The organism is Salmonella sp. SAL00653 (assembly GCF_046552515.1).
GTDB lineage: Bacteria > Pseudomonadota > Gammaproteobacteria > Enterobacterales > Enterobacteriaceae > Salmonella > Salmonella enterica.
The window spans coordinates 94,203-113,795 of sequence record NZ_JBGDTY010000013.1 but is presented as its reverse complement, the minus strand read 5'-3'; the positions used below and the strand labels follow the sequence as shown (position 1 = coordinate 113,795).

19 protein-coding genes are annotated in these 19,593 nt (G+C 50.1%); 8 read left to right on the top strand and 11 right to left on the bottom strand.

From position 1 onward, the window contains the following. Positions 1-43 precede the first annotated feature (43 nt). Entirely contained in the window at positions 44-1,354 is a 1,311-nt protein-coding gene (locus ACLJRU_RS15800) for an MFS transporter (RefSeq protein WP_001092102.1), read from the top strand. Between the two features lie 82 nt (positions 1,355-1,436). Here ACLJRU_RS15800 and cysE read toward each other — a convergent pair whose 3' ends face one another. The 5 genes from cysE to ACLJRU_RS15775 form a co-directional block, all read right to left on the bottom strand. Next, the gene (gene cysE / locus ACLJRU_RS15795; protein WP_001112113.1) at positions 1,437-2,258 is read right to left on the bottom strand and encodes a serine O-acetyltransferase; all 822 of its coding nucleotides are present in this window, start codon (positions 2,256-2,258) and stop codon (positions 1,437-1,439) included. Positions 2,259-2,335: 77 nt separating this feature from the next. Continuing rightward, on the bottom strand, positions 2,336-3,355 hold the full coding sequence (gene gpsA, locus ACLJRU_RS15790) for an NAD(P)H-dependent glycerol-3-phosphate dehydrogenase (RefSeq protein ID WP_001076596.1): 1,020 nt from the start codon (positions 3,353-3,355) through the stop codon (positions 2,336-2,338). Next, positions 3,355-3,822: a protein-export chaperone SecB gene (gene secB / locus ACLJRU_RS15785; protein WP_000003370.1), complete on the bottom strand. Its 468-nt coding sequence runs from the start codon at positions 3,820-3,822 to the stop codon at positions 3,355-3,357. Before secB ends, gpsA begins: the two co-directional genes overlap by 1 nt. A gap of 43 nt (positions 3,823-3,865) precedes the next feature. After that, positions 3,866-4,117, bottom strand: coding sequence for a glutaredoxin 3 (gene grxC / locus ACLJRU_RS15780; protein WP_001273795.1), 252 nt, complete (start codon positions 4,115-4,117; stop codon positions 3,866-3,868). Between the two features lie 85 nt (positions 4,118-4,202). Further along, on the bottom strand, positions 4,203-4,634 hold the full coding sequence (locus tag ACLJRU_RS15775) for a rhodanese-like domain-containing protein (protein ID WP_001156179.1): 432 nt from the start codon (positions 4,632-4,634) through the stop codon (positions 4,203-4,205). A 247-nt stretch (positions 4,635-4,881) separates the two neighbouring features. On the opposite strand from ACLJRU_RS15775, the gene gpmM reads away from it, so the two are divergent. The 3 genes from gpmM to ACLJRU_RS15760 are packed head-to-tail and all read left to right on the top strand — an operon-like array spanning position 4,882 to position 8,685. Next, positions 4,882-6,426, top strand: a complete 1,545-nt coding sequence (gpmM, locus tag ACLJRU_RS15770; RefSeq protein WP_011264410.1) for a 2,3-bisphosphoglycerate-independent phosphoglycerate mutase — start codon at positions 4,882-4,884, stop codon at positions 6,424-6,426. Between the two features lie 33 nt (positions 6,427-6,459). Next, positions 6,460-7,719 carry a murein hydrolase activator EnvC gene (gene envC / locus ACLJRU_RS15765; protein WP_058814511.1) on the top strand — a complete coding sequence of 420 codons (1,260 nt, stop codon included), beginning with the start codon at positions 6,460-6,462 and terminating at the stop codon, positions 7,717-7,719. 3 nt (positions 7,720-7,722) lie between these two features. Then, entirely contained in the window at positions 7,723-8,685 is a 963-nt protein-coding gene (locus ACLJRU_RS15760; RefSeq protein ID WP_001135521.1) for a divergent polysaccharide deacetylase family protein, read from the top strand. Here ACLJRU_RS15760 and ACLJRU_RS15755 read toward each other — a convergent pair. From ACLJRU_RS15755 to kbl, 3 genes are all read right to left on the bottom strand, one after another. Beyond that, positions 8,672-9,706 carry a glycosyltransferase gene (locus tag ACLJRU_RS15755; RefSeq protein ID WP_000798200.1) on the bottom strand — a complete coding sequence of 345 codons (1,035 nt, stop codon included), beginning with the start codon at positions 9,704-9,706 and terminating at the stop codon, positions 8,672-8,674. The two genes, ACLJRU_RS15760 and ACLJRU_RS15755, sit on opposite strands and share 14 nt — an antisense overlap. Before the next feature lie 292 nt (positions 9,707-9,998). After that, on the bottom strand, positions 9,999-11,024 hold the full coding sequence (gene tdh / locus ACLJRU_RS15750; RefSeq protein ID WP_000645990.1) for an L-threonine 3-dehydrogenase: 1,026 nt from the start codon (positions 11,022-11,024) through the stop codon (positions 9,999-10,001). Positions 11,025-11,033: 9 nt separating this feature from the next. Beyond that, positions 11,034-12,230 (bottom strand): glycine C-acetyltransferase, encoded by a 1,197-nt coding sequence (gene kbl / locus ACLJRU_RS15745; protein WP_001213790.1) that lies wholly within the window; start codon positions 12,228-12,230, stop codon positions 11,034-11,036. Between the two features lie 202 nt (positions 12,231-12,432). Between kbl and rfaD the strand changes: the two genes are divergently transcribed. Genes rfaD through rfaL form a run of 4 tightly spaced genes read left to right on the top strand, consistent with a single transcriptional unit; the run spans position 12,433 to position 16,621 of the window. Further along, positions 12,433-13,365 carry an ADP-glyceromanno-heptose 6-epimerase gene (gene rfaD / locus ACLJRU_RS15740; protein ID WP_000587778.1) on the top strand — a complete coding sequence of 311 codons (933 nt, stop codon included), beginning with the start codon at positions 12,433-12,435 and terminating at the stop codon, positions 13,363-13,365. A 2-nt stretch (positions 13,366-13,367) separates the two neighbouring features. Beyond that, positions 13,368-14,414, top strand: coding sequence for an ADP-heptose--LPS heptosyltransferase RfaF (gene rfaF / locus ACLJRU_RS15735; RefSeq protein WP_000699197.1), 1,047 nt, complete (start codon positions 13,368-13,370; stop codon positions 14,412-14,414). Continuing rightward, positions 14,414-15,367 (top strand): lipopolysaccharide heptosyltransferase RfaC, encoded by a 954-nt coding sequence (gene rfaC, locus ACLJRU_RS15730; RefSeq protein ID WP_001264611.1) that lies wholly within the window; start codon positions 14,414-14,416, stop codon positions 15,365-15,367. The genes rfaF and rfaC overlap by 1 nt, the downstream gene beginning before the upstream one ends. A 39-nt stretch (positions 15,368-15,406) precedes the next feature. Further along, complete coding sequence (rfaL, locus tag ACLJRU_RS15725; RefSeq protein WP_000958473.1) at positions 15,407-16,621, top strand: O-antigen ligase RfaL; 1,215 nt, start codon at positions 15,407-15,409, stop codon at positions 16,619-16,621. Positions 16,622-16,678: 57 nt separating this feature from the next. Here rfaL and ACLJRU_RS15720 read toward each other — a convergent pair whose 3' ends face one another. The 3 genes from ACLJRU_RS15720 to rfaY all read right to left on the bottom strand — a co-directional run bounded on the left by ACLJRU_RS15720 (position 16,679) and on the right by rfaY (position 19,581). Next, positions 16,679-17,824 (bottom strand): lipopolysaccharide N-acetylglucosaminyltransferase, encoded by a 1,146-nt coding sequence (locus ACLJRU_RS15720; RefSeq protein ID WP_001541120.1) that lies wholly within the window; start codon positions 17,822-17,824, stop codon positions 16,679-16,681. Between the two features lie 99 nt (positions 17,825-17,923). Then, positions 17,924-18,733 carry a 3-deoxy-D-manno-oct-2-ulosonate III transferase WaaZ gene (waaZ, locus tag ACLJRU_RS15715; protein WP_000536019.1) on the bottom strand — a complete coding sequence of 270 codons (810 nt, stop codon included), beginning with the start codon at positions 18,731-18,733 and terminating at the stop codon, positions 17,924-17,926. 149 nt (positions 18,734-18,882) lie between these two features. Beyond that, positions 18,883-19,581, bottom strand: coding sequence for a lipopolysaccharide core heptose(II) kinase RfaY (gene rfaY / locus ACLJRU_RS15710; protein ID WP_000582811.1), 699 nt, complete (start codon positions 19,579-19,581; stop codon positions 18,883-18,885). Positions 19,582-19,593 lie beyond the last annotated feature (12 nt).

Here is a 19,593-nt window from a genome sequence, read left to right as displayed (position 1 = left end):
TTACCTTACAGGATGCATTCTGCCCTTATCTGAGGAGTAGATAATGAACACAATAATAAAGCGCACAAAAGTGCGTCATACCATTCTTATATTTTTATTTCTTGCTACCGTATTTAATTATGCGGATCGCGCAACTCTATCCGTAGTTGCCCCAATAATGAGTAAAGAATTAGGTTTTGATCCGGAAGCGATAGGCCTGGCCTTCTCCTCATTTGGTATCGCCTATGTCATTATGCAACTACCCGGTGGTTGGCTATTAGACCGCTACGGTTCACGACTGGTTTACGGTTGCGCATTGATTGGCTGGTCGTTAGTAACCATGTTTCAGGGAACGATCTATCTGTATGGCAGCCCATTAATTGTACTGGTTATTCTACGTCTGCTGATGGGCGCGATTGAAGCGCCTGCCTTTCCGGCGAACAGTCGTTTAAGCGTACAATGGTTTCCCAATAATGAACGAGGTTTCGTTACTTCAGTTTATCAGGCTGCGCAATATATCTCGCTGGGCATTATCACCCCGCTAATGACGATCATTCTGCATAATTTAAGCTGGCATTTTGTCTTCTATTATATTGGCGCTATTGGCGTGATGCTCGGTATATTCTGGTTAATGAAAGTCAAAGATCCGATGCACCATCCAAAAGTTAATCAAGCGGAAATTGACTATATTCGTAGCGGTGGTGGCGAGCCCTCTCTGGGCTGTAAAAAGGAGCCGCAGAAAATAACGTTCGCGCAGATTAAAACCGTCTGTGTTAACCGGATGATGATCGGTGTTTACATCGGGCAATTCTGCGTCACCTCTATCACCTGGTTCTTCCTGACCTGGTTCCCGACCTACCTGTACCAGGCGAAAGGCATGTCGATTCTGAAAGTCGGTTTTGTGGCCAGTATTCCAGCCATTGCCGGTTTTATTGGCGGCCTGCTCGGCGGCGTGTTCTCCGACTGGCTACTCAAACGCGGCTATAGCCTTACCGTCGCGCGGAAACTGCCTGTTATCTGCGGTATGTTGCTCTCTTGCGTAATTGTGATCGCCAACTACACCTCTTCAGAATTTGTGGTCATTGCGGCGATGAGTCTGGCCTTTTTTGCCAAAGGGTTTGGTAACCTGGGCTGGTGCGTACTCAGCGACACCTCGCCGAAGGAAGTTCTGGGTATTGCCGGCGGCGTATTTAACATGTGCGGCAATATGGCAAGCATCGTTACGCCGCTGGTCATCGGCGTGATTCTTGCCAATACTCAGTCGTTCGACTTTGCCATTTTATACGTTGGCTCGATGGGACTTATTGGTCTCATTTCGTATCTGTTTATCGTCGGCCCGCTGGATCGCATCACGCTGACATCATCCGCAGCCTGATTGTCCACATTGCGAATTCTTCGCTCCGCTGTTCCGGGATTGCACTCCATCGGAACAGCGTTTTTTAGTTGTACCGCGCAATTCAGATGCCGTCGCCATACTCAAACGTATGGTGTATCCCGTTGAAATGCTGGTCCATATCCATCGACGGCTTATCGCTGCCCGGCTTGCCGACAATACGCGCCGGAACGCCTGCGGCGGTAGTGTGCGGCGGGACAGGCTGTAAAACGACGGAACCTGCGCCAATTTTCGCGCCGCGCCCCACCTCGATATTGCCGAGAATTTTCGCGCCCGCGCCAATCATCACGCCTTCGCGGATTTTAGGATGGCGATCGCCGCTCGTTTTCCCGGTACCGCCCAGGGTGACGGATTGCAGGATCGACACATCATCTTCAATAACCGCCGTCTCCCCCACCACAATACCGGTGGCATGGTCGAGCATAATCCCGCGGCCAATTTTCGCTGCCGGGTGAATATCCACCTGAAACGAGACCGAAACCTGATTTTGCAGGAAGATAGCCAGCGCGCGGCGACCTTTATTCCACAACCAGTGACCAATGCGGTAGGCCTGTAGCGCATGAAAGCCTTTCAGATATAACAGCGGCGTGGAGTATTTATCCACCGCCGGATCGCGAGTGCGCACGGCCTGAATATCGCAGGCTGCCGACGCGATCATTTCCGGGTCGGCGGCATAGGCTTCTTCAACTACTTCACGGATAGCGATAGCGGGCATGATGGGCGAAGCCAGTTTATTTGCCAGCATATAGCTCAGCGCACTGCCCAGATTTTCATGCTTGAGTAGCGTGGCGTGATAAAAACTGGCCAACATAGGCTCACAGTCAGCTAAAGCGCGGGCTTCAGCTTTAATATTCTTCCAGACGATTTCCAGTTCTTCACACGGCATGGCTTACTCCAGACGGGCAGAAAACGACCAACCCGTTCTGTGCGGGTTGGGTCGTTTATGCAAACAGTTCCTTACGGCTAGTGGCGACTCAGCTCTTCCTTGCGGGCGCGACCTAATAACGTTAATGCTGCCTCGCGCGCGTTTTTTCCGCAATACAATACTTGATAAATTTCCTCGGTTATTGGCATTTCAACACCAAAACGGTGCGCCAATTCACGAACTTCTTTCGTATTGCGATAGCCTTCGACCACCTGGCCAATCTTATCCTGCGCGCCTTTAACGTCCATGCCCTGGCCAAGCATCATGCCAAAACGACGGTTGCGCGACTGGTTGTCGGTACAGGTCAGCACCAGATCGCCTAAGCCCGCCATCCCCATAAAGGTGGCGGGATCGGCGCCAAGCGCTGCGCCAAGCCGCGACATTTCGGTCAGTCCACGCGTGATTAGCGCCGTGCGGGCGTTCGCGCCGAAGCCGATGCCGTCAGACATCCCCGCGCCAATCGCAATCACGTTTTTCACCGCGCCGCCAAGCTGCACGCCGATAAAATCCGCATTGATATAGACGCGAAAACTTTTTCCGCAGTGCAACAGTTGCTGGAGATCGTCGGCAAAGGTCTCATCGGTTGAGGCTAGCGAGATTGCCGTCGGCAAACCCGCCGCCAGCTCTTTAGCGAACGTCGGACCGGAAATCACCGCCAGCGGGATTTGATCGCCTAACGCCTCGCGAGCGACATCCTGCAACAGGCGCCCCGTTTCCGCTTCCAGGCCTTTGGTCGCCCATACCAGACGCGCATCCGGACGCATCAGCGGTTTAATCTGCCGCAGCACGTCGCTGAAAACATGGCTTGGCACCACCACCAGAATGTTACGACTGGCCGCCAGCGCGGTTGCTAAGTCACTTTCCAGGTGTAACGTATCGGGAAAAGGCACATCGGGAAGGAACGCGACGTTGCAGCGATCGTGCTCCAGGGTCGCGATATGTTTTGGGTCGTGGCCCCACAGGACAACCTGGTGGCCGTTTCTCGCCAGAGTGATGGCAAGAGCGGTGCCGTACGAGCCGGCACCGATGACTGTCATTGACGCATTACTTTGGTTCATCAGGCATCCTGATGTTCTTCAGTACCTTCGCCAGCCTGCTGCTGCAAATAGTTCATGAACAGCGCATCAAAATTGACCGGCGCAAGGTTCAGTTGCGGGAACGTACCGCGTGAAACCAGGCTGGTGATGCACTCGCGAGCATACGGGAACAGAATGTTCGGGCAGTATGCGCCCAGGCAATGCGCCATCTGAGTACCTTCAATACCGCTGATGGAGAAAATACCGGCCTGCTGAACTTCGCACAGGAACGCGGTTTCTTCCCCCAGGGAAGCCGTTACGGTAACACGCAGCACAACTTCATAAACGTCATCCGCCAGTTGGGAAGATGCCGTATCAAGATCCAGTTTAACCTCTGGCTGCCAATCTTTCTGGAAAACATGCGGTGCGTTTGGCGCTTCGAAAGAAACATCCTTGGTATAGATACGTTGGATCTGGAAAGCCATTTCAGTGTTATTTTGTTCTGACATGTGTAAAACCCTTTAGTGTTGTCCTTAAATACTTGAGTACGCCTTAACGCAACAGCGGATCCAGTCCACCACGCGCATCCAGCGCATACAAGTCGTCACAACCGCCAATGTGCTGTGCATCAATAAAAATTTGCGGAACCGTCGTTCGGCCACTACGTTTGATCATCTCTTCACGCTTCACGGCGTCGCCGTCAATCGCAATTTCCTGGAAACTCACGCCCTTGCTGTTTAACAGCGCCTTTGCACGATGGCAAAACGGGCAGGTTGCTTTGGTGTAGATTTCAATATTGGCCATGACTTCGCTCCTGTTTTTTACCCGATGGATTTCATGTCGACGCAAGGGCAAGTCATTCCCCTTGCGCCATGAAAACGACGGGTAATCACTTACCGCGCACCAGAGGCAGATTCTCGCCGCTCCAGCCTGCTACGCCTTCTTTCAACACAAAGACCTTTTCAAAGCCGGCTTTTGTCAGCGCGTTAGCGGATTCCTGGCACTGCATACCAGAACCGTCGACCACGATAATCGGCTTGTCTTTGTGCTTTTCCAGTTCGCCAACATTGTTGGCTTTGATTTCGCTCGGCAGCAAATTGGTCGCGCCAGCGATATGGCCTTTACGGAAATCGTCACGTTGACGTAAATCCACAACAACGGCGTCCTCTTTGTTGATAAGGCGCGTGGCTTCGCCGCGTGTAATCACCTTAACTTTTGAAGTCAGACCTTTGAACGTGGTAAATAAAACCGCCACCAGTAACGCAATCCAGGCGATACTCAGTATGGGATGACGGCCAACAAATTGCATAATTTCTTGCATGGGGGGTAACAACTCCCGACGTAGTGATTAAAAAACCAGGAAAGGAGTATACCTGCGCAGTGGCGCAAATACAGCCAGAGCGTGCACTGGAATGCATTTTTGCGGGGCGCTACGAAAAAAAATCACGCTATTACTTGCCTTCTCACGCCAGCGCGATCCCTTTCTTTGATCTTCTGAGGCTATTTTATCGATTCAGCTGTAGTAAAATTACGCAATTATTTTGTCTATTGAGTATGAGGTTGTCGCAATGTCGGTTTCTAAAAAACCTATGGTACTGGTGATTCTGGATGGCTACGGCTACCGTGAAGAACAGCAGGATAACGCTATCTTAAACGCCAAAACCCCAGTGATGGATGCTCTGTGGGCAAAACGTCCGCATACCCTGATCGACGCATCCGGTCTGGAAGTGGGCCTGCCTGACCGCCAGATGGGCAACTCCGAAGTGGGCCACGTTAACCTGGGCGCAGGTCGCATCGTTTATCAGGACCTGACGCGTCTGGACGTTGAAATTAAAGAACGTACTTTCTTTGCTAACCCAGTCCTGACCAATGCGGTAGACCAGGCGAAAAACGCCGGTAAAGCGGTTCATATTATGGGTCTGCTGTCCGCGGGCGGCGTCCACAGCCACGAAGATCACATTATGGCGATGGTGGAACTGGCCGCAGAGCGCGGCGCAGAAAAAATCTATCTGCACGCCTTCCTCGACGGTCGCGACACGCCGCCGCGCAGCGCTGAAGCCTCGCTGAAAAAATTCGAAGACAAATTCGCCGCGCAGGGCAAAGGCCGCGTGGCGTCTATCGTCGGTCGTTACTACGCTATGGACCGCGACAACCGTTGGGATCGCGTGGAAAAAGCGTATGATCTGATGACCCTGGCCCAGGGCGAATTCCAGGCGGATACCGCTGTGGCTGGCCTGCAGGCCGCTTACGCTCGTGATGAAAACGATGAGTTTGTCAAAGCGACCGTTATCCGCGCCGAGGGCCAGGCTGATGCGGCGATGGAAGACGGCGACACGCTGATTTTCATGAACTTCCGCGCTGACCGCGCGCGCGAAATTACCCGCGCTTTCGTTAACGCTGATTTCGACGGCTTTGCGCGTAAGAAAGTGGTTAATCTGAACTTCGTGATGCTGACCGAATACGCCGCCGACATCAAAACTACCGTTGCCTACCCACCAGCGTCTCTGGCGAATACCTTTGGCGAATGGATGGCGAAAAACGACAAAACTCAGCTGCGTATTTCCGAAACGGAAAAATATGCGCACGTAACCTTTTTCTTTAACGGCGGCGTAGAAGAACCGTTTGCTGGTGAAGAGCGCATTCTGATCAACTCCCCGAAAGTGGCCACTTATGACCTGCAACCGGAAATGAGCTCTGCAGAATTGACTGAAAAATTGGTCGCGGCGATCGAAAGCGGTAAGTACGACACCATCATTTGTAACTATCCAAACGGCGATATGGTCGGTCATACCGGCGTGATGGAAGCCGCCATCAAAGCGGTGGAAGCGTTGGATAACTGCATTGACCAAGTAACAAAAGCGGTTGAGTCCGTTGGTGGACAACTGTTGATTACCGCGGACCACGGCAACGCGGAGCAGATGCGCGATCCGGCGACCGGTCAGGCGCATACCGCCCACACCAACCTGCCGGTGCCGCTGATTTATGTCGGCGAGAAAAACGTGAAGGCGGTCGAAGGCGGCAAACTTTCAGACATTGCGCCTACCATGCTGTCGCTGATGGGGATGGAAATCCCGCAAGAGATGACTGGTAAGCCGCTGTTCATCGTGGAATAATCCCTCCCCATGAGGGGAAAGGCGATTAACACCATTCAACAGGCCGTGAAACCAAGAACGTTTTCAGTCAGGCCTTTGTTCTACGCCAGCGTACTTAGCGCTGGCGTATTGTTGTGCGCCTTTTCCGCCCACGCGGATGACCGTGATCAACTCAAATCTATTCAGGCCGATATCGCCGCGAAAGAACGCGACGTACGCCAGCAGCAGCAGCAGCGCGCCAGCCTCCTGGCACAACTGAAAGCCCAGGAAGAGGCCATCTCGGCCGCAGCGCGTAAGCTGCGCGAAACGCAAAGCACTCTGGATCAGTTAAACGCGCAAATTGATGAGATGAACGCCTCAATTGCCAAACTGGAGCAGCAAAAAGCCAGCCAGGAGCGTAATCTCGCCGCGCAGTTGGACGCCGCTTTCCGCCAGGGCGAACACACCGGCATTCAGCTTATTCTTAGCGGAGAAGAAAGCCAGCGTGGGCAACGCCTGCAGGCCTACTTCGGCTATCTGAACCAGGCGCGCCAGGAGACTATCGCCGAACTGAAACAGACTCGCGAACAGGTCGCCACGCAAAAAGCCGAGCTGGAAGAGAAGCAAAGCCAACAACAAACGTTGCTGTATGAACAGCGCGCCCAGCAGGCGAAGCTGGAGCAGGCGCGTAATGAACGTAAGAAAACGCTTGCCGGACTGGAGTCGTCTATTCAGCAAGGCCAGCAACAGTTAAGCGAACTACGCGCCAACGAATCACGCCTACGCAACAGTATCGCGCGGGCGGAAGCGGCGGCCAAAGCGCGAGCGGAGCGTGAAGCCCGCGAAGCGCAGGCGGTACGCGATAAGCAGCAGGAAGCCTCGCGTAAAGGCAGCACCTATAAGCCGACGGAAAGCGAGCGTTCGCTAATGTCCCGCACCGGCGGTCTGGGCGCGCCTCGCGGTCAAGCATACTGGCCGGTACGCGGCCCGATATTGCATCGCTATGGCGAACGGCTGCAGGGTGAGCTACGTTGGAAGGGGATGGTGATCGGCGCGTCGGAAGGCACCGAGGTCAAAGCCATCGCCGACGGCAGGGTGATTCTGGCGGACTGGCTGCAAGGCTATGGCCTGGTGGTGGTCGTGGAGCATGGTAAAGGCGATATGAGCCTTTACGGCTATAATCAGAGCGCGCTGGTCAGCGTAGGCGCGCAGGTGCGCGCCGGACAACCTATCGCCCTTGTGGGCAGTAGCGGCGGTCAGGGCAGACCCTCGCTTTATTTCGAAATTCGTCGCCAGGGTCAGGCCGTCAATCCACAGCCGTGGTTGGGAAGATAAGTTTTGCCTCAGTTTCGTCGCTCCATTCTCACGCTGGCCACTTTGCTGGCGTTTGCACATCCCGTTTTCGCTGGCAAGCTCGCCATCGTGATTGATGATTTTGGCTATCGCCCGCATACGGAAAACCAGGTTCTGGCGCTGCCGCCAAACATCTCCGTCGCCGTACTGCCCAACGCGCCGCACGCGCGCGAAATGGCAACTAAAGCGCACAATAGCGGGCATGAGGTGTTAATCCATCTGCCGATGGCGCCGTTAAGCAAACAGCCGCTGGAGAAGGATACGCTGCGACCAGATATGAGCAGCGATGAGATCGAGCGCATTATCCGCGAGGCGGTAAACAACGTGCCGTATGCCGTTGGGCTTAATAACCACATGGGCAGCGCAATGACTTCCAGCCTGTTCGGTATGCAAAAAGTTATGCAGGCGCTGGAACATTACAATCTCTATTTTCTCGACAGCATGACGATTGGCAATAGCCAGGCGATGCGCGCGGCATCCGGTACGGGTGTGAAAGTGCTCAAGCGTAAAGTGTTCCTCGACGATACGCAAAACGAGGCGGATATTCGCCGTCAGTTTAATCGCGCTATCGAACTGGCCCGTCGCAACGGTTCCGCTATCGCGATTGGTCATCCGCATCCCGCAACGGTTCGCGTGCTGCAACAGATGGTTTATCGCCTGCCGGCGGATATCACCCTGGTACGTCCAGGCAGCCTGCTCAACGAACCGCAGGTAGATACGTCCCGACCGGGTGTGACGCCGCAGAAAATTGACGCGCCGCGCAATCCCTTTCGCGGTGTGAAGATGTGCAAGCCGAAAAAACCGCTGCAACCGGTCTACGCTACGCGCTTTTTCAGCGTCATCGGCGAGAGCATTACGCAAAGTTCCGTGGTTGTCTGGTTTCAGCATCAGTGGCAAGGCTGGGGGAAAATCGCCGCGCCTAAAAACGTGAGCGCTAAGACAGATTGAGCGCCTTACGGGCCATACGACGGTGCGACAAGGTTTTGTCGCGCCATTGCCACAGCCGGAAGGACCAGAGCAGCGTCTGATAAGCTGCTTTCGCGCTGCGGACGTTAGCCATCATCCGTCTATACATGCCAGAAGTAAAAATTTCGGCAATCATACGCTGACGGGTCAAAATATCAGGCTCTTTACGTACCGCATGACAAACGCGTAACGCTTCCCAGGTAATTTGCTGGCGAAACTCCGGGTAAATCGGAATACGACGGGCATAATCACGATTGAGCTTTTCTAATAACCGCGTAATTTTAATATAATGCCGCTGATAATTAAGATTTTTATTGCCTTGTCTTTGCAAACGGCTTACCGAATTATCATGCAGGAAATATTTATATAATGATTGTTCGGTATAACGTACGCGCGTGGCATTAAACATAACTTCCGTCGACCATAATATGTCCTGATGATGTAGTCCGGGAACGAAAGTAATATTGTTATCGGTAATTAACGCACGTCGATAAACGCCCATCCAGACAACATGCGTCCAGCGCCGCGAGGCCAACGCCATACGCAACCAATCCGGTCCGCTTAATACCCCGGTGGAGCGCAGACGATCGGTCGGAATAGATTGCCAGGCGTGCCCGGTTTTTCGGACGCACCAGTCCGCGTTGCACTGCGCAACGTCCAGATCATCGTTAAGCGCCATGGTCATCAGCGTTTCATACATCTTCGGGTAGACCAGGTCATCGGCATCGACAAAGGCGACATAATCGCCGGTCGCTGCTTGCAGGCCAAGATTACGGGCGACAGATGCGCCAGCATTGGCCTGATGAAGCAGTCGAACATGCGGGTAATGTTCCGCGTAATGTTTTGCTATCTCAACGGAATGATCCGTCGATCCATCATTCACAATAATAATTTCCAGCGCCGACCACGTTTGCGCGATTAATGACGCCATGCAAGCATTAAAATCCGCTCCCGCATTATATAACGGGACAATGATACTCACTTTGGTTTTACTATTTTTCATAACCATTACCAGAAAAACCTTAATTTACCCTGCCTTTATACTGTGGCTCTATTAAGAAACTATTAAGCCGCCATAATTAATTTTTACAGTAAAAAGCAAGCACAAAACTCAGAGTAGAGCGTGACGTTAGCGAGTAAAATAAGAGTAAAGCGCAATTACGAATGCTTGATGTCTATGACAATTCTTTACGGCTTTCCAGATTTTCCCTAACAAACAAGGTTGGCGAATGACACCAACCTTTTACGATGACACGTATATCAGACCCGATAAAATTATCGGGTCTCTATACATATTAATCCCAGCTCAGAATAACTTTTCCTGACTGGCCTGAACGCATGGCATCAAAACCTTTCTGGAAATCATCAATAGAGAAACGATGGGTGATAATCGGTGACAGATCCAGACCGGACTGGATCAGCGCCGCCATTTTGTACCACGTTTCGAACATCTCACGACCATAAATACCTTTAATAAACAAGCCCTTAAAGATAACTTTTGTCCAGTCGATAGACATATCTGATGGCGGAATCCCCAACATCGCAATACGACCGCCGTGATTCATGGTGTCCAGCATGGTACGAAACGCCGGCGGCGCGCCGGACATCTCCAGACCCACATCGAATCCTTCGGTCATTCCCAGCTCCGCCATGACGTCGTTCAGGCTCTCTTTCGCGACGTTGACCGCGCGGGTGACGCCCATTTTGCGCGCCAGCTCCAGACGGTATTCATTGACGTCAGTAATCACCACATGACGCGCGCCGACATGTTTCGCCACCGCGGCGGCCATTACGCCGATTGGCCCCGCCCCCGATACCAGTACATCTTCGCCGACCAGATCGAAAGACAACGCCGTATGCACCGCATTACCAAACGGGTCGAAAATAGAGGCTAAATCATCAGAAATGTTATCCGGGATTTTAAACGCATTGAACGCCGGGATGACCAGGTATTCCGCGAAGCAGCCGGGACGGTTGACGCCCACGCCGGTGGTGTTGCGACACAGGTGAGTACGACCGCCACGGCAGTTGCGGCAATGACCGCAGGTGATATGACCTTCGCCGGAGACGCGATCGCCGATTTTAAAGCCTTTCACTTCCTGACCGATGCCGACCACTTCGCCGACATATTCATGCCCCACGACCATCGGAACCGGGATGGTTTTTTGCGACCAGTCATCCCAGTTATAGATGTGAACGTCAGTACCGCAGATGGCTGTTTTACGGATTTTAATCAGCAAATCGTTATGGCCGACTTCCGGTTCCGGAACGTCGGTCATCCAGATGCCCTCTTCCGCTTTCAGTTTGGATAACGCTTTCATCTTACATCCTCAGGCAATCACGCCCAGTTGTTTACCAATACGCGTGAACGCATCTACCGCACGCGTAATTTGCTCAGGCGTATGCGCCGCAGACATCTGGGTACGAATACGCGCCTGACCTTTTGGTACGACCGGATAAAAGAAACCGGTAACGTAAATGCCCTCTTTTTGCAGTTCGCGGGCAAATTTCTGCGCGACAACCGCATCTCCCAGCATTACCGGGATGATGGCGTGATCCGCGCCTGCCAGCGTAAATCCCGCGGCAGACATCTGCTCACGGAACTGCCGGGCGTTCGCCCACAAGCGATCGCGCAGTTCTGCGCCCGCTTCCACCATCTCTAACACTTTAATAGAAGCCGCCACGATCGCCGGCGCCAGGGAGTTGGAGAACAGATATGGGCGGGAACGCTGACGCAACCACTCAACGACCTCTTTGCGCGCCGCGGTATAGCCGCCGGATGCGCCGCCTAACGCTTTGCCCAGCGTACCGGTAATAATATCTACGCGGCCCATTACGTCGCAGTATTCATGGGAACCGCGACCGTTTTCGCCGACAAAGCCTACCGCGTGAGAATCATCAACCATCACCAGCGCATCGTATTTATCGGCCAGATCACAGACGCCTTTCAGATTGGCGATGACGCCATCCATTGAGAACACCCCGTCGGTGGCGATCAGGACATGACGCGCGCCGGCTTCACGCGCCTCTTTCAGCCGCGCTTCCAGCTCAGCCATATCGTTGTTGGCATAGCGATAGCGCTTCGCTTTACACAAACGCACGCCGTCAATGATAGACGCGTGGTTCAGCGCGTCGGAAATAATAGCGTCTTCCGCGCCCAGCAACGTCTCAAACAAGCCGCCGTTAGCGTCGAAACAGGAGGAATACAGAATCGCATCTTCCATGCCGAGGAAGCTTGCCAGCTTTTGCTCCAGCGCTTTGTGGCTGTCCTGGGTGCCGCAGATAAAACGCACGGACGCCATACCGAAACCGTGGCTGTCCATGCCCGCTTTTGCGGCATTTATCAGCTCAGGGTGATTCGCCAGCCCGAGATAGTTATTGGCGCAAAAGTTAATAACGTGGCTTCCATCCGCCACGGTGATATCCGCCTGCTGCGCAGACGTAATAATGCGCTCTTCTTTAAACAATCCTTCCGCTCGGGCGGTTTCCAGATCGTTGGTTAACTGTTTGTAAAAATCCCCACGCATTGCGATTCTCCAGACTGGGCAAATTTCAGCACATATTACCCAAAGCGATACGTTGATACGAGATGACGCGTCATCACTTCTTTAAAATGCAGCATAAATCACGCGTATCCTCACGGGTTATCAGTGAATGGATGAATAGTGTTATGATAAGAGCATTCATGTCTGAGACAGTCTCTGACACCATAATTCAAAGGTTACAGTTATGATCATCGTTACCGGCGGCGCGGGCTTTATCGGCAGCAATATCGTTAAGGCCCTGAATGATAAAGGTATCACCGATATTCTGGTGGTGGATAACCTGAAAGACGGCACCAAGTTTGTAAACCTGGTGGATCTGAACATTGCTGACTATATGGATAAGGAAGATTTCCTGATCCAGATTATGTCCGGAGAAGAGCTCGGCGATATCGAAGCTATTTTCCATGAAGGCGCCTGCTCTTCCACCACCGAGTGGGACGGCAAGTATATGATGGATAATAACTATCAATACTCCAAAGAGCTGCTGCACTATTGTCTTGAACGCGGAATCCCGTTCCTCTATGCCTCTTCTGCCGCCACCTATGGCGGTCGCACGTCTGATTTCATCGAATCGCGCGAATACGAAAAACCGCTTAACGTTTACGGCTATTCTAAATTCCTGTTTGATGAATATGTGCGCCAGATCCTGCCAGAAGCGAACTCGCAGATTGTCGGTTTCCGCTATTTCAACGTCTATGGACCACGTGAAGGCCATAAAGGCAGCATGGCAAGCGTGGCATTTCATCTGAATACACAGTTAAACAACGGCGAAAGCCCGAAACTGTTTGAAGGCAGCGAAAACTTCAAGCGCGACTTCGTTTACGTGGGCGATGTGGCCGCCGTTAACCTGTGGTTCCTGGAAAGCGGCAAGTCCGGCATCTTTAACCTGGGCACAGGCCGTGCGGAATCTTTCCAGGCTGTCGCCGACGCGACGCTGGCATACCATAAAAAAGGCAGCATTGAATACATTCCGTTCCCGGATAAGCTGAAAGGTCGCTATCAGGCGTTTACGCAGGCGGATTTAACCAATCTACGCAACGCGGGCTACGACAAACCCTTTAAGACCGTCGCCGAAGGCGTCACGGAGTATATGGCCTGGCTGAACCGCGACGCGTAAGTATGAAAATTTTGGTCATTGGCCCGTCCTGGGTGGGCGACATGATGATGTCGCAAAGTCTCTATCGCACGCTTAAAGCGCGCTATCCCCAGGCGATAATCGACGTGATGGCGCCTGCCTGGTGCCGTCCGTTGTTATCGCGTATGCCGGAAGTTAACGAGGCGATACCCATGCCGCTGGGCCACGGCGCGCTGGAAATCGGCGAGCGTCGCAGATTGGGCCATAGCCTGCGGGAGAAGCGCTACGATCGCGCCTGGGTGCTGCCAAATTCGTTTAAATCGGCGCTGATTCCTTTCTTTGCCAATATCCCGCACCGTACCGGCTGGCGCGGCGAAATGCGCTATGGCCTGCTGAACGATGCGCGCGTCCTTGATAAAGACGCCTGGCCACTGATGGTAGAGCGCTACGTGGCGCTGGCCTATGACAAGGGCGTGATGCGCACGGCGAAAGATCTGCCGCAGCCGCTACTCTGGCCACAGCTCCAGGTTAGCGAGGGTGAAAAGTCGCTGATGTGCAGCGACTTTTCACTATCTTCTGAACGTCCTCTGATCGGCTTTTGCCCCGGCGCGGAATTTGGCCCGGCAAAACGTTGGCCGCACTATCACTACGCCGAACTGGCAAAGCAGCTCATTAACGAAGGGTACCAGGTCGTACTGTTTGGCTCGGCAAAAGACCATGAAGCCGGAAATGAGATCCTGGCGGCGCTGAATAGCGAGCAGCAGGCATGGTGTCGCAACCTGGCGGGGGAAACCCAGCTGGAACAGGCCGTCATTCTGATAGCCGCCTGTAAAGCCATCGTCACCAACGATTCCGGACTGATGCACGTCGCGGCGGCGCTCGACCGCCCGCTGGTCGCCTTGTATGGCCCAAGTAGCCCGGATTTCACGCCGCCGCTGTCTCATAAGGCCCGGGTGATTCGTCTCATTACGGGTTATCACAAAGTGCGTAAAGGTGATACGGCGCAAGGCTATCACCAGAGCCTGATCGATATCACGCCGCAGCGGGTTCTGGAAGAGCTTCGTTCGCTGTTGTCGGAAGAGGGCGTTTAATGCGGGTTTTGATCGTTAAAACATCATCGATGGGCGACGTATTACATACCCTGCCTGCGCTTACCGACGCGCAACAGGCGATTCCGGGGATTCAATTTGATTGGGTTGTCGAAGAAGGGTTTGCGCAAATTCCGTCCTGGCACAGTGCTGTCGATCGCGTGATTCCCGTCGCTATTCGCCGTTGGCGCAAGGCCTGGTTTTCCGCGCCCATTAAAGCGGAACGCATAGCCTTTCATCGGGCGGTATGCGCATACCAATACGACGCTGTGATTGATGCGCAGGGGCTGGTAAAAAGCGCGGCGCTGGTGACGCGTCTGGCGCATGGGATAAAGCACGGTATGGACTGGAGTACCGCCCGCGAACCGCTGGCCAGCCTGTTTTATAACCGTAAACACCATATCGCAAAGCAACAACATGCGGTTGAACGGACGCGCGAGCTGTTCGCCAAAAGCCTGGGATACGATAAACCGCAGTCGCAGGGCGATTATGCCATCGCAAAACATTTTCTGCATTGCCAGCAGGCGGTTAGCGATCCGTATGCGGTGTTTTTACATGCCACGACCCGCGATGATAAACACTGGCCGGAAGCAAACTGGCGCGAGCTTATCGGTATGGTGGGCAACACCGGATTACGGATAAAACTTCCCTGGGGCGCGCCTCATGAGGAGGCCCGGGCTAAACGACTGGCCGAAGGCTTTGACTATGTGGATGTGTTACCGCGCATGAGCCTGGAGGAGGTCGCCAGAGTGCTGGCTGGCGCAAAATTTGTCGTATCGGTTGATACCGGCCTGAGCCATCTCACCGCCGCGCTCGACAGACCGAATATTACGCTATATGGCCCAACGGACCCTGGGTTAATTGGAGGTTATGGGAAGAACCAAATGGCATGCTGCTCACCAGAACAGAACCTGGCGAATTTAGATGCCACAAGCGTATTTGGAAAGATTCATTAAAGAGACTCTGTCTCATCCCAAACCTATTGTGGAGAAAAGATGCTAACCACATCATTAACGTTAAATAAAGAGAAATGGAAGCCGATCTGGAATAAAGCGCTGGTTTTTCTTTTTGTTGCTACGTATTTTCTGGATGGTATTACGCGTTATAAACATTTGATAATCATACTTATGGTTATCACCGCGATTTATCAGGTCTCACGCTCACCGAAAAGTTTTTCTCCTCTTTTCAAAAATAGCGTATTTTATAGTGTAGCAGTATTATCATTAATGCTTGTTTATTCCATACTCATATCGCCAGATATGAAAGAAAGTTTCAAGGAATTTGAAAATACGGTACTGGAGGGTTTCTTATTATATACTTTATTAATCCCCGTACTATTAAAAGATGAAACAAAAGAAACGGTTGCGAAAATAGTACTTTTCTCCTTTTTAACAAGTTTAGGATTACGTTCGCTGGTAGAAATTGTCTTTTATATTCAGGACTATTCCAGGGGGGTGATGCCATTTACAAACTATGACCATCGACATATATCTGATTCAATGGTATTTCTGTTCCCGGCATTGTTGAATATCTGGCTATTCAGAAAAACATCGCTCAAACTCGCTTTCTTTGCGCTGAGCGCCGTCTACTTATTCTTAATGTTAGGCACCTTGTCGCGGGGAGCATGGCTGGCAGTTTTAGTGGTGGGCGTTTTATGGGCGATTTTGAACCGCCAGTGGAAACTAATGGGGATTGGCGCTGCTATCCTGGTTATTGCTGGCGTTTTAGTTATCACTCAGCAAAGCCATAAACCGGATCAGGAGCGACTACTATATAAATTACAGCAGACAGATAGCTCATATCGCTATACTAACGGAACCCAGGGCACCGCGTGGATACTGATTCAGGAAAACCCGATCAAGGGCTACGGCTATAGTAATGATGTTTATGATAGTGTTTATAATAAACGCGTTGTCGATTATCCAACGTGGACCTTTAAAGAATCTATCGGTCCGCATAATACCATTCTGTACATCTGGTTTAGTGCAGGCATATTGGGTCTGGCGAGCCTGGCCTATTTATATGGCGCTATCATCAGGGAAACAGCTAGCTCTACCTTCAGGAAAGTAGAGATAAGCCCCTACAATGCTCATCTCTTGCTATTTTTATCTTTCGTCGGTTTTTATATCGTTCGCGGCAATTTTGAACAGGTCGATATTGCTCAAATTGGTATCATTACCGGTTTTCTGCTGGCGCTAAGAAATAGATAAAAAAAACGCGCTGATACTTATTACGGTATCAGCGCGTTTTCCATCATCCGGACTCAATCACTTATCAAACCAGCTTTTCATTTGTTCCTCGAAACGCTGCGCTACATTTTCCCAACTGTATTTTGAAAACACCAGGGATTTTGCTTTTTCGGCAATCTGGTGGCGTTCCTTATCAGCAAGCGCACGGTTAATATCATTAATTATACTGTCGCTCGACATAGGTTCTGCGAGGTGATAGCCCGTTATGCCATCTAACACAAATTCGCTAATCCCCCCTTTTTTGCTGGCAAGAACCGCTTTTCCTGCTGCCATCGCTTCTACAGCCACCATGCAAAATGCTTCTTCAACCTGAGATGGCACAATAACCAGATCGGCTATATGATAGAAGTTATGCATCTGGTCAGGAGATTGCCCCCCAGCCATAATACAATCAGTTCCAATCTCTTTTGCGGCGTCCAGTACTTTCTTTTGATACTCTGCTTTTTCACCCTTGCGGCTTGCATAAGGGTCGCCAACAACGACAAGTTTAATATTACTTTTTAAGGTACGTAATTTTTTGAACGCCTGCAAAAGCAACAGGATGCCTTTATCAGGCGAAATTCTCCCGGCATATAAGAGAACGGTGGCCTCTTCCGCAATATTTAATTGCTGACGGAGGTTATTTTGTGGGTTTCTTTTATAAGTCTCAGCACAAAAACCATTAGGCACAATACTAACAGCAGCGGCGGGCAATCTTTCTTCATAAAACGCTTTAAGAAACTGACTGGGCACGATAATTTTTGCATCATTATCAGGCAGTTCTGGTTCAAATGCGTTATGCATGTGCATAACCAGTTTTGCATTTGGATTGCGCTCTCTGATCTGCCGATACAGTTTCATACTATTATGAATAACAATGACGCTATCTTCCTGGGTAGTCACTTTATCTCTAATATTAAGGACACGCTGGGAATAGGGTAGTGGGTCGAGACGAGTCCATTTCTGAAAAAGACGCTTATAAACTTTACTAAACCCAATGTAATGAATATCACAGTTATCGTTTATTTTATTATATTCAGGATAGCCAGCATTCTTTATACAAGCAATAGCACTCGGTATTGATAGTCGTTTTGCAACCTGGTAAATCCAGGTTTCTACCGCAGCCGCACCACGAGGAGGAATTGAAAATATAGGAGTAACAGTAAATATGATTTTTTTAATCATAATAGCTATAATCCAGAATAGTTAACTTTATAGAAAAAGAAATGTTATAGAAAAAGAAATGCGTGCCGAAGCAACGCAAAATAATGATTTATCTAGTGTCTAGACAATTTTATCGTAATATATTTCATCCTCAAGTTCCGAGGCTGTAATATATGGAATAACATCGTAATGAATTGCAGTATCATCTGATAAATTAAAGATATTTAAATCACTCACATTTTTTCTCATAAAAGTAAAAAATGGCAGTATTTTAAACAAGTCTTTACTAAGCTCAGATGGCATAGGGCTGGTAGATTCGTCATAGAAACGTGGGCAACTCCCTGTTAAGTCAAGCCCAGAACATATAATACGACCATACTTAAGGGAATAGGCAACTTGAATAGCGGTATAAGCAATAGTATGGCAAGAGCAATACCCGATGCTGATATCCTTGCAAAATCCAGCCAGTCGCCCTCTTTTCGAAAGAGGAACTGAAATAAGTAATGCTTTATGAACCCGCTTGAGGATATTAAATTTAATTTTCTTTAAAAAGCCCCCTTTTTCTCGGCGATAAAAGGAGCGAATAATTAAACAGTTTTCTTCAATATATTTTTGATCATCCACTGAAGCCTGTTCGTACACATCAAGATTGACGATAGTAAACTGACTGTTACGGCTAAAGTTATAAAAATCTTCGCGCCGGCGATGGAGGAAGCGAACATCCGTCAGAAGGTACAAAAATGGCTTGACGTTATTGTTTAGCAAATATTGAACAGAACCATTGACTGCAATGACATCTTTCATTCGTAACAAGGACAGCGGCGTCTTTCTGGACGTAGGACCAGAAAGAAAAATAATACAATCTTCAGCCGTTCTTTTCGCAATAAGTTGCAGAACATCGGCGTGAGTTATGAAGTTAACGCTGCCCATAAAAAACTCGTATGTTTATCATGCAACCTATAAATAAATGTTATATTCAATAACTAATATTACATCTCAAATTCTCTCAAGTATGTCATAACGCTGCAGCAAATAAAAGTCAGTCAGCCCCTTAAATTAAACCAAACGTGCTACATTGATCAGCGCTTTTCCTTACCCTTAATACGACGCAAGAAATTTCGAAGTTTTTTCTTATAAATCAATAAGTAAAATCCGATATCTCTCACATTATTTTTGATACCATAATGTCTTTCTAAATCAATACGATCCTTTGCTTTTCGTTGTCTGGAAGGTCTTTTTCCGGACAAATCGATAATTCTGATCTCATTGCCTTGCAGGATAAAGTTACCTTTATGGGGATCGCCCGAAACCATACCATGTTGATGCAGAGAATATATCGACTGTTTGATTTTCCCTCTCACCTCGTCAGAAATTTCTGGCATATCAACAAGTTCAATACCTTCAATATACTCAATTATCATCACGTATGTTTTTACATAGCGTAATGTTTTAATTTCCGCCAGCAGGTAAAAATCATTAAGCGCCGCAAACCCTTCACGCCGCACACGATCTGTCTGATGAAAAAGCTTTTCGTAGTAATCCCCTTTTACTAACGATTTAAAAAAGCGTTCAGTATTTTTTACTTTTGGGCTAAATACTTTGAGAATATATTTTCCGTAGTCTGTATTAATCAATACAACTTTTGTATCTTCTATATTACGGAAGACTTTAATAACCTGATGATTATAAGATAGAAAATCTTTGAATATCCCAATGTATTTTTCACCGTCTTTTTTGACAAAGACGGTATAGTTTTTAATCTTTTTTTCAATAATCATAATGGAGATTTA

What these genes read in the sequence shown, in the direction of transcription:
- ACLJRU_RS15800 (WP_001092102.1), top strand. Translation starts at nt 44, where the DNA reads ATGAACACAATAATAAAGCGCACAAAAGTGCGTCATACCATTCTTATA.
- cysE (WP_001112113.1), bottom strand. Translation starts at nt 2,258, where the DNA reads ATGCCGTGTGAAGAACTGGAAATCGTCTGGAAGAATATTAAAGCTGAA.
- gpsA (WP_001076596.1), bottom strand. Translation starts at nt 3,355, where the DNA reads ATGAACCAAAGTAATGCGTCAATGACAGTCATCGGTGCCGGCTCGTAC.
- secB (WP_000003370.1), bottom strand. Translation starts at nt 3,822, where the DNA reads ATGTCAGAACAAAATAACACTGAAATGGCTTTCCAGATCCAACGTATC.
- grxC (WP_001273795.1), bottom strand. Translation starts at nt 4,117, where the DNA reads ATGGCCAATATTGAAATCTACACCAAAGCAACCTGCCCGTTTTGCCAT.
- ACLJRU_RS15775 (WP_001156179.1), bottom strand. Translation starts at nt 4,634, where the DNA reads ATGCAAGAAATTATGCAATTTGTTGGCCGTCATCCCATACTGAGTATC.
- gpmM (WP_011264410.1), top strand. Translation starts at nt 4,882, where the DNA reads ATGTCGGTTTCTAAAAAACCTATGGTACTGGTGATTCTGGATGGCTAC.
- ACLJRU_RS15755 (WP_000798200.1), bottom strand. Translation starts at nt 9,706, where the DNA reads ATGAAAAATAGTAAAACCAAAGTGAGTATCATTGTCCCGTTATATAAT.
- tdh (WP_000645990.1), bottom strand. Translation starts at nt 11,024, where the DNA reads ATGAAAGCGTTATCCAAACTGAAAGCGGAAGAGGGCATCTGGATGACC.
- kbl (WP_001213790.1), bottom strand. Translation starts at nt 12,230, where the DNA reads ATGCGTGGGGATTTTTACAAACAGTTAACCAACGATCTGGAAACCGCC.
- rfaD (WP_000587778.1), top strand. Translation starts at nt 12,433, where the DNA reads ATGATCATCGTTACCGGCGGCGCGGGCTTTATCGGCAGCAATATCGTT.
- rfaF (WP_000699197.1), top strand. Translation starts at nt 13,368, where the DNA reads ATGAAAATTTTGGTCATTGGCCCGTCCTGGGTGGGCGACATGATGATG.
- rfaC (WP_001264611.1), top strand. Translation starts at nt 14,414, where the DNA reads ATGCGGGTTTTGATCGTTAAAACATCATCGATGGGCGACGTATTACAT.
- rfaL (WP_000958473.1), top strand. Translation starts at nt 15,407, where the DNA reads ATGCTAACCACATCATTAACGTTAAATAAAGAGAAATGGAAGCCGATC.
- ACLJRU_RS15720 (WP_001541120.1), bottom strand. Translation starts at nt 17,824, where the DNA reads ATGATTAAAAAAATCATATTTACTGTTACTCCTATATTTTCAATTCCT.
- waaZ (WP_000536019.1), bottom strand. Translation starts at nt 18,733, where the DNA reads ATGGGCAGCGTTAACTTCATAACTCACGCCGATGTTCTGCAACTTATT.
- rfaY (WP_000582811.1), bottom strand. Translation starts at nt 19,581, where the DNA reads ATGATTATTGAAAAAAAGATTAAAAACTATACCGTCTTTGTCAAAAAA.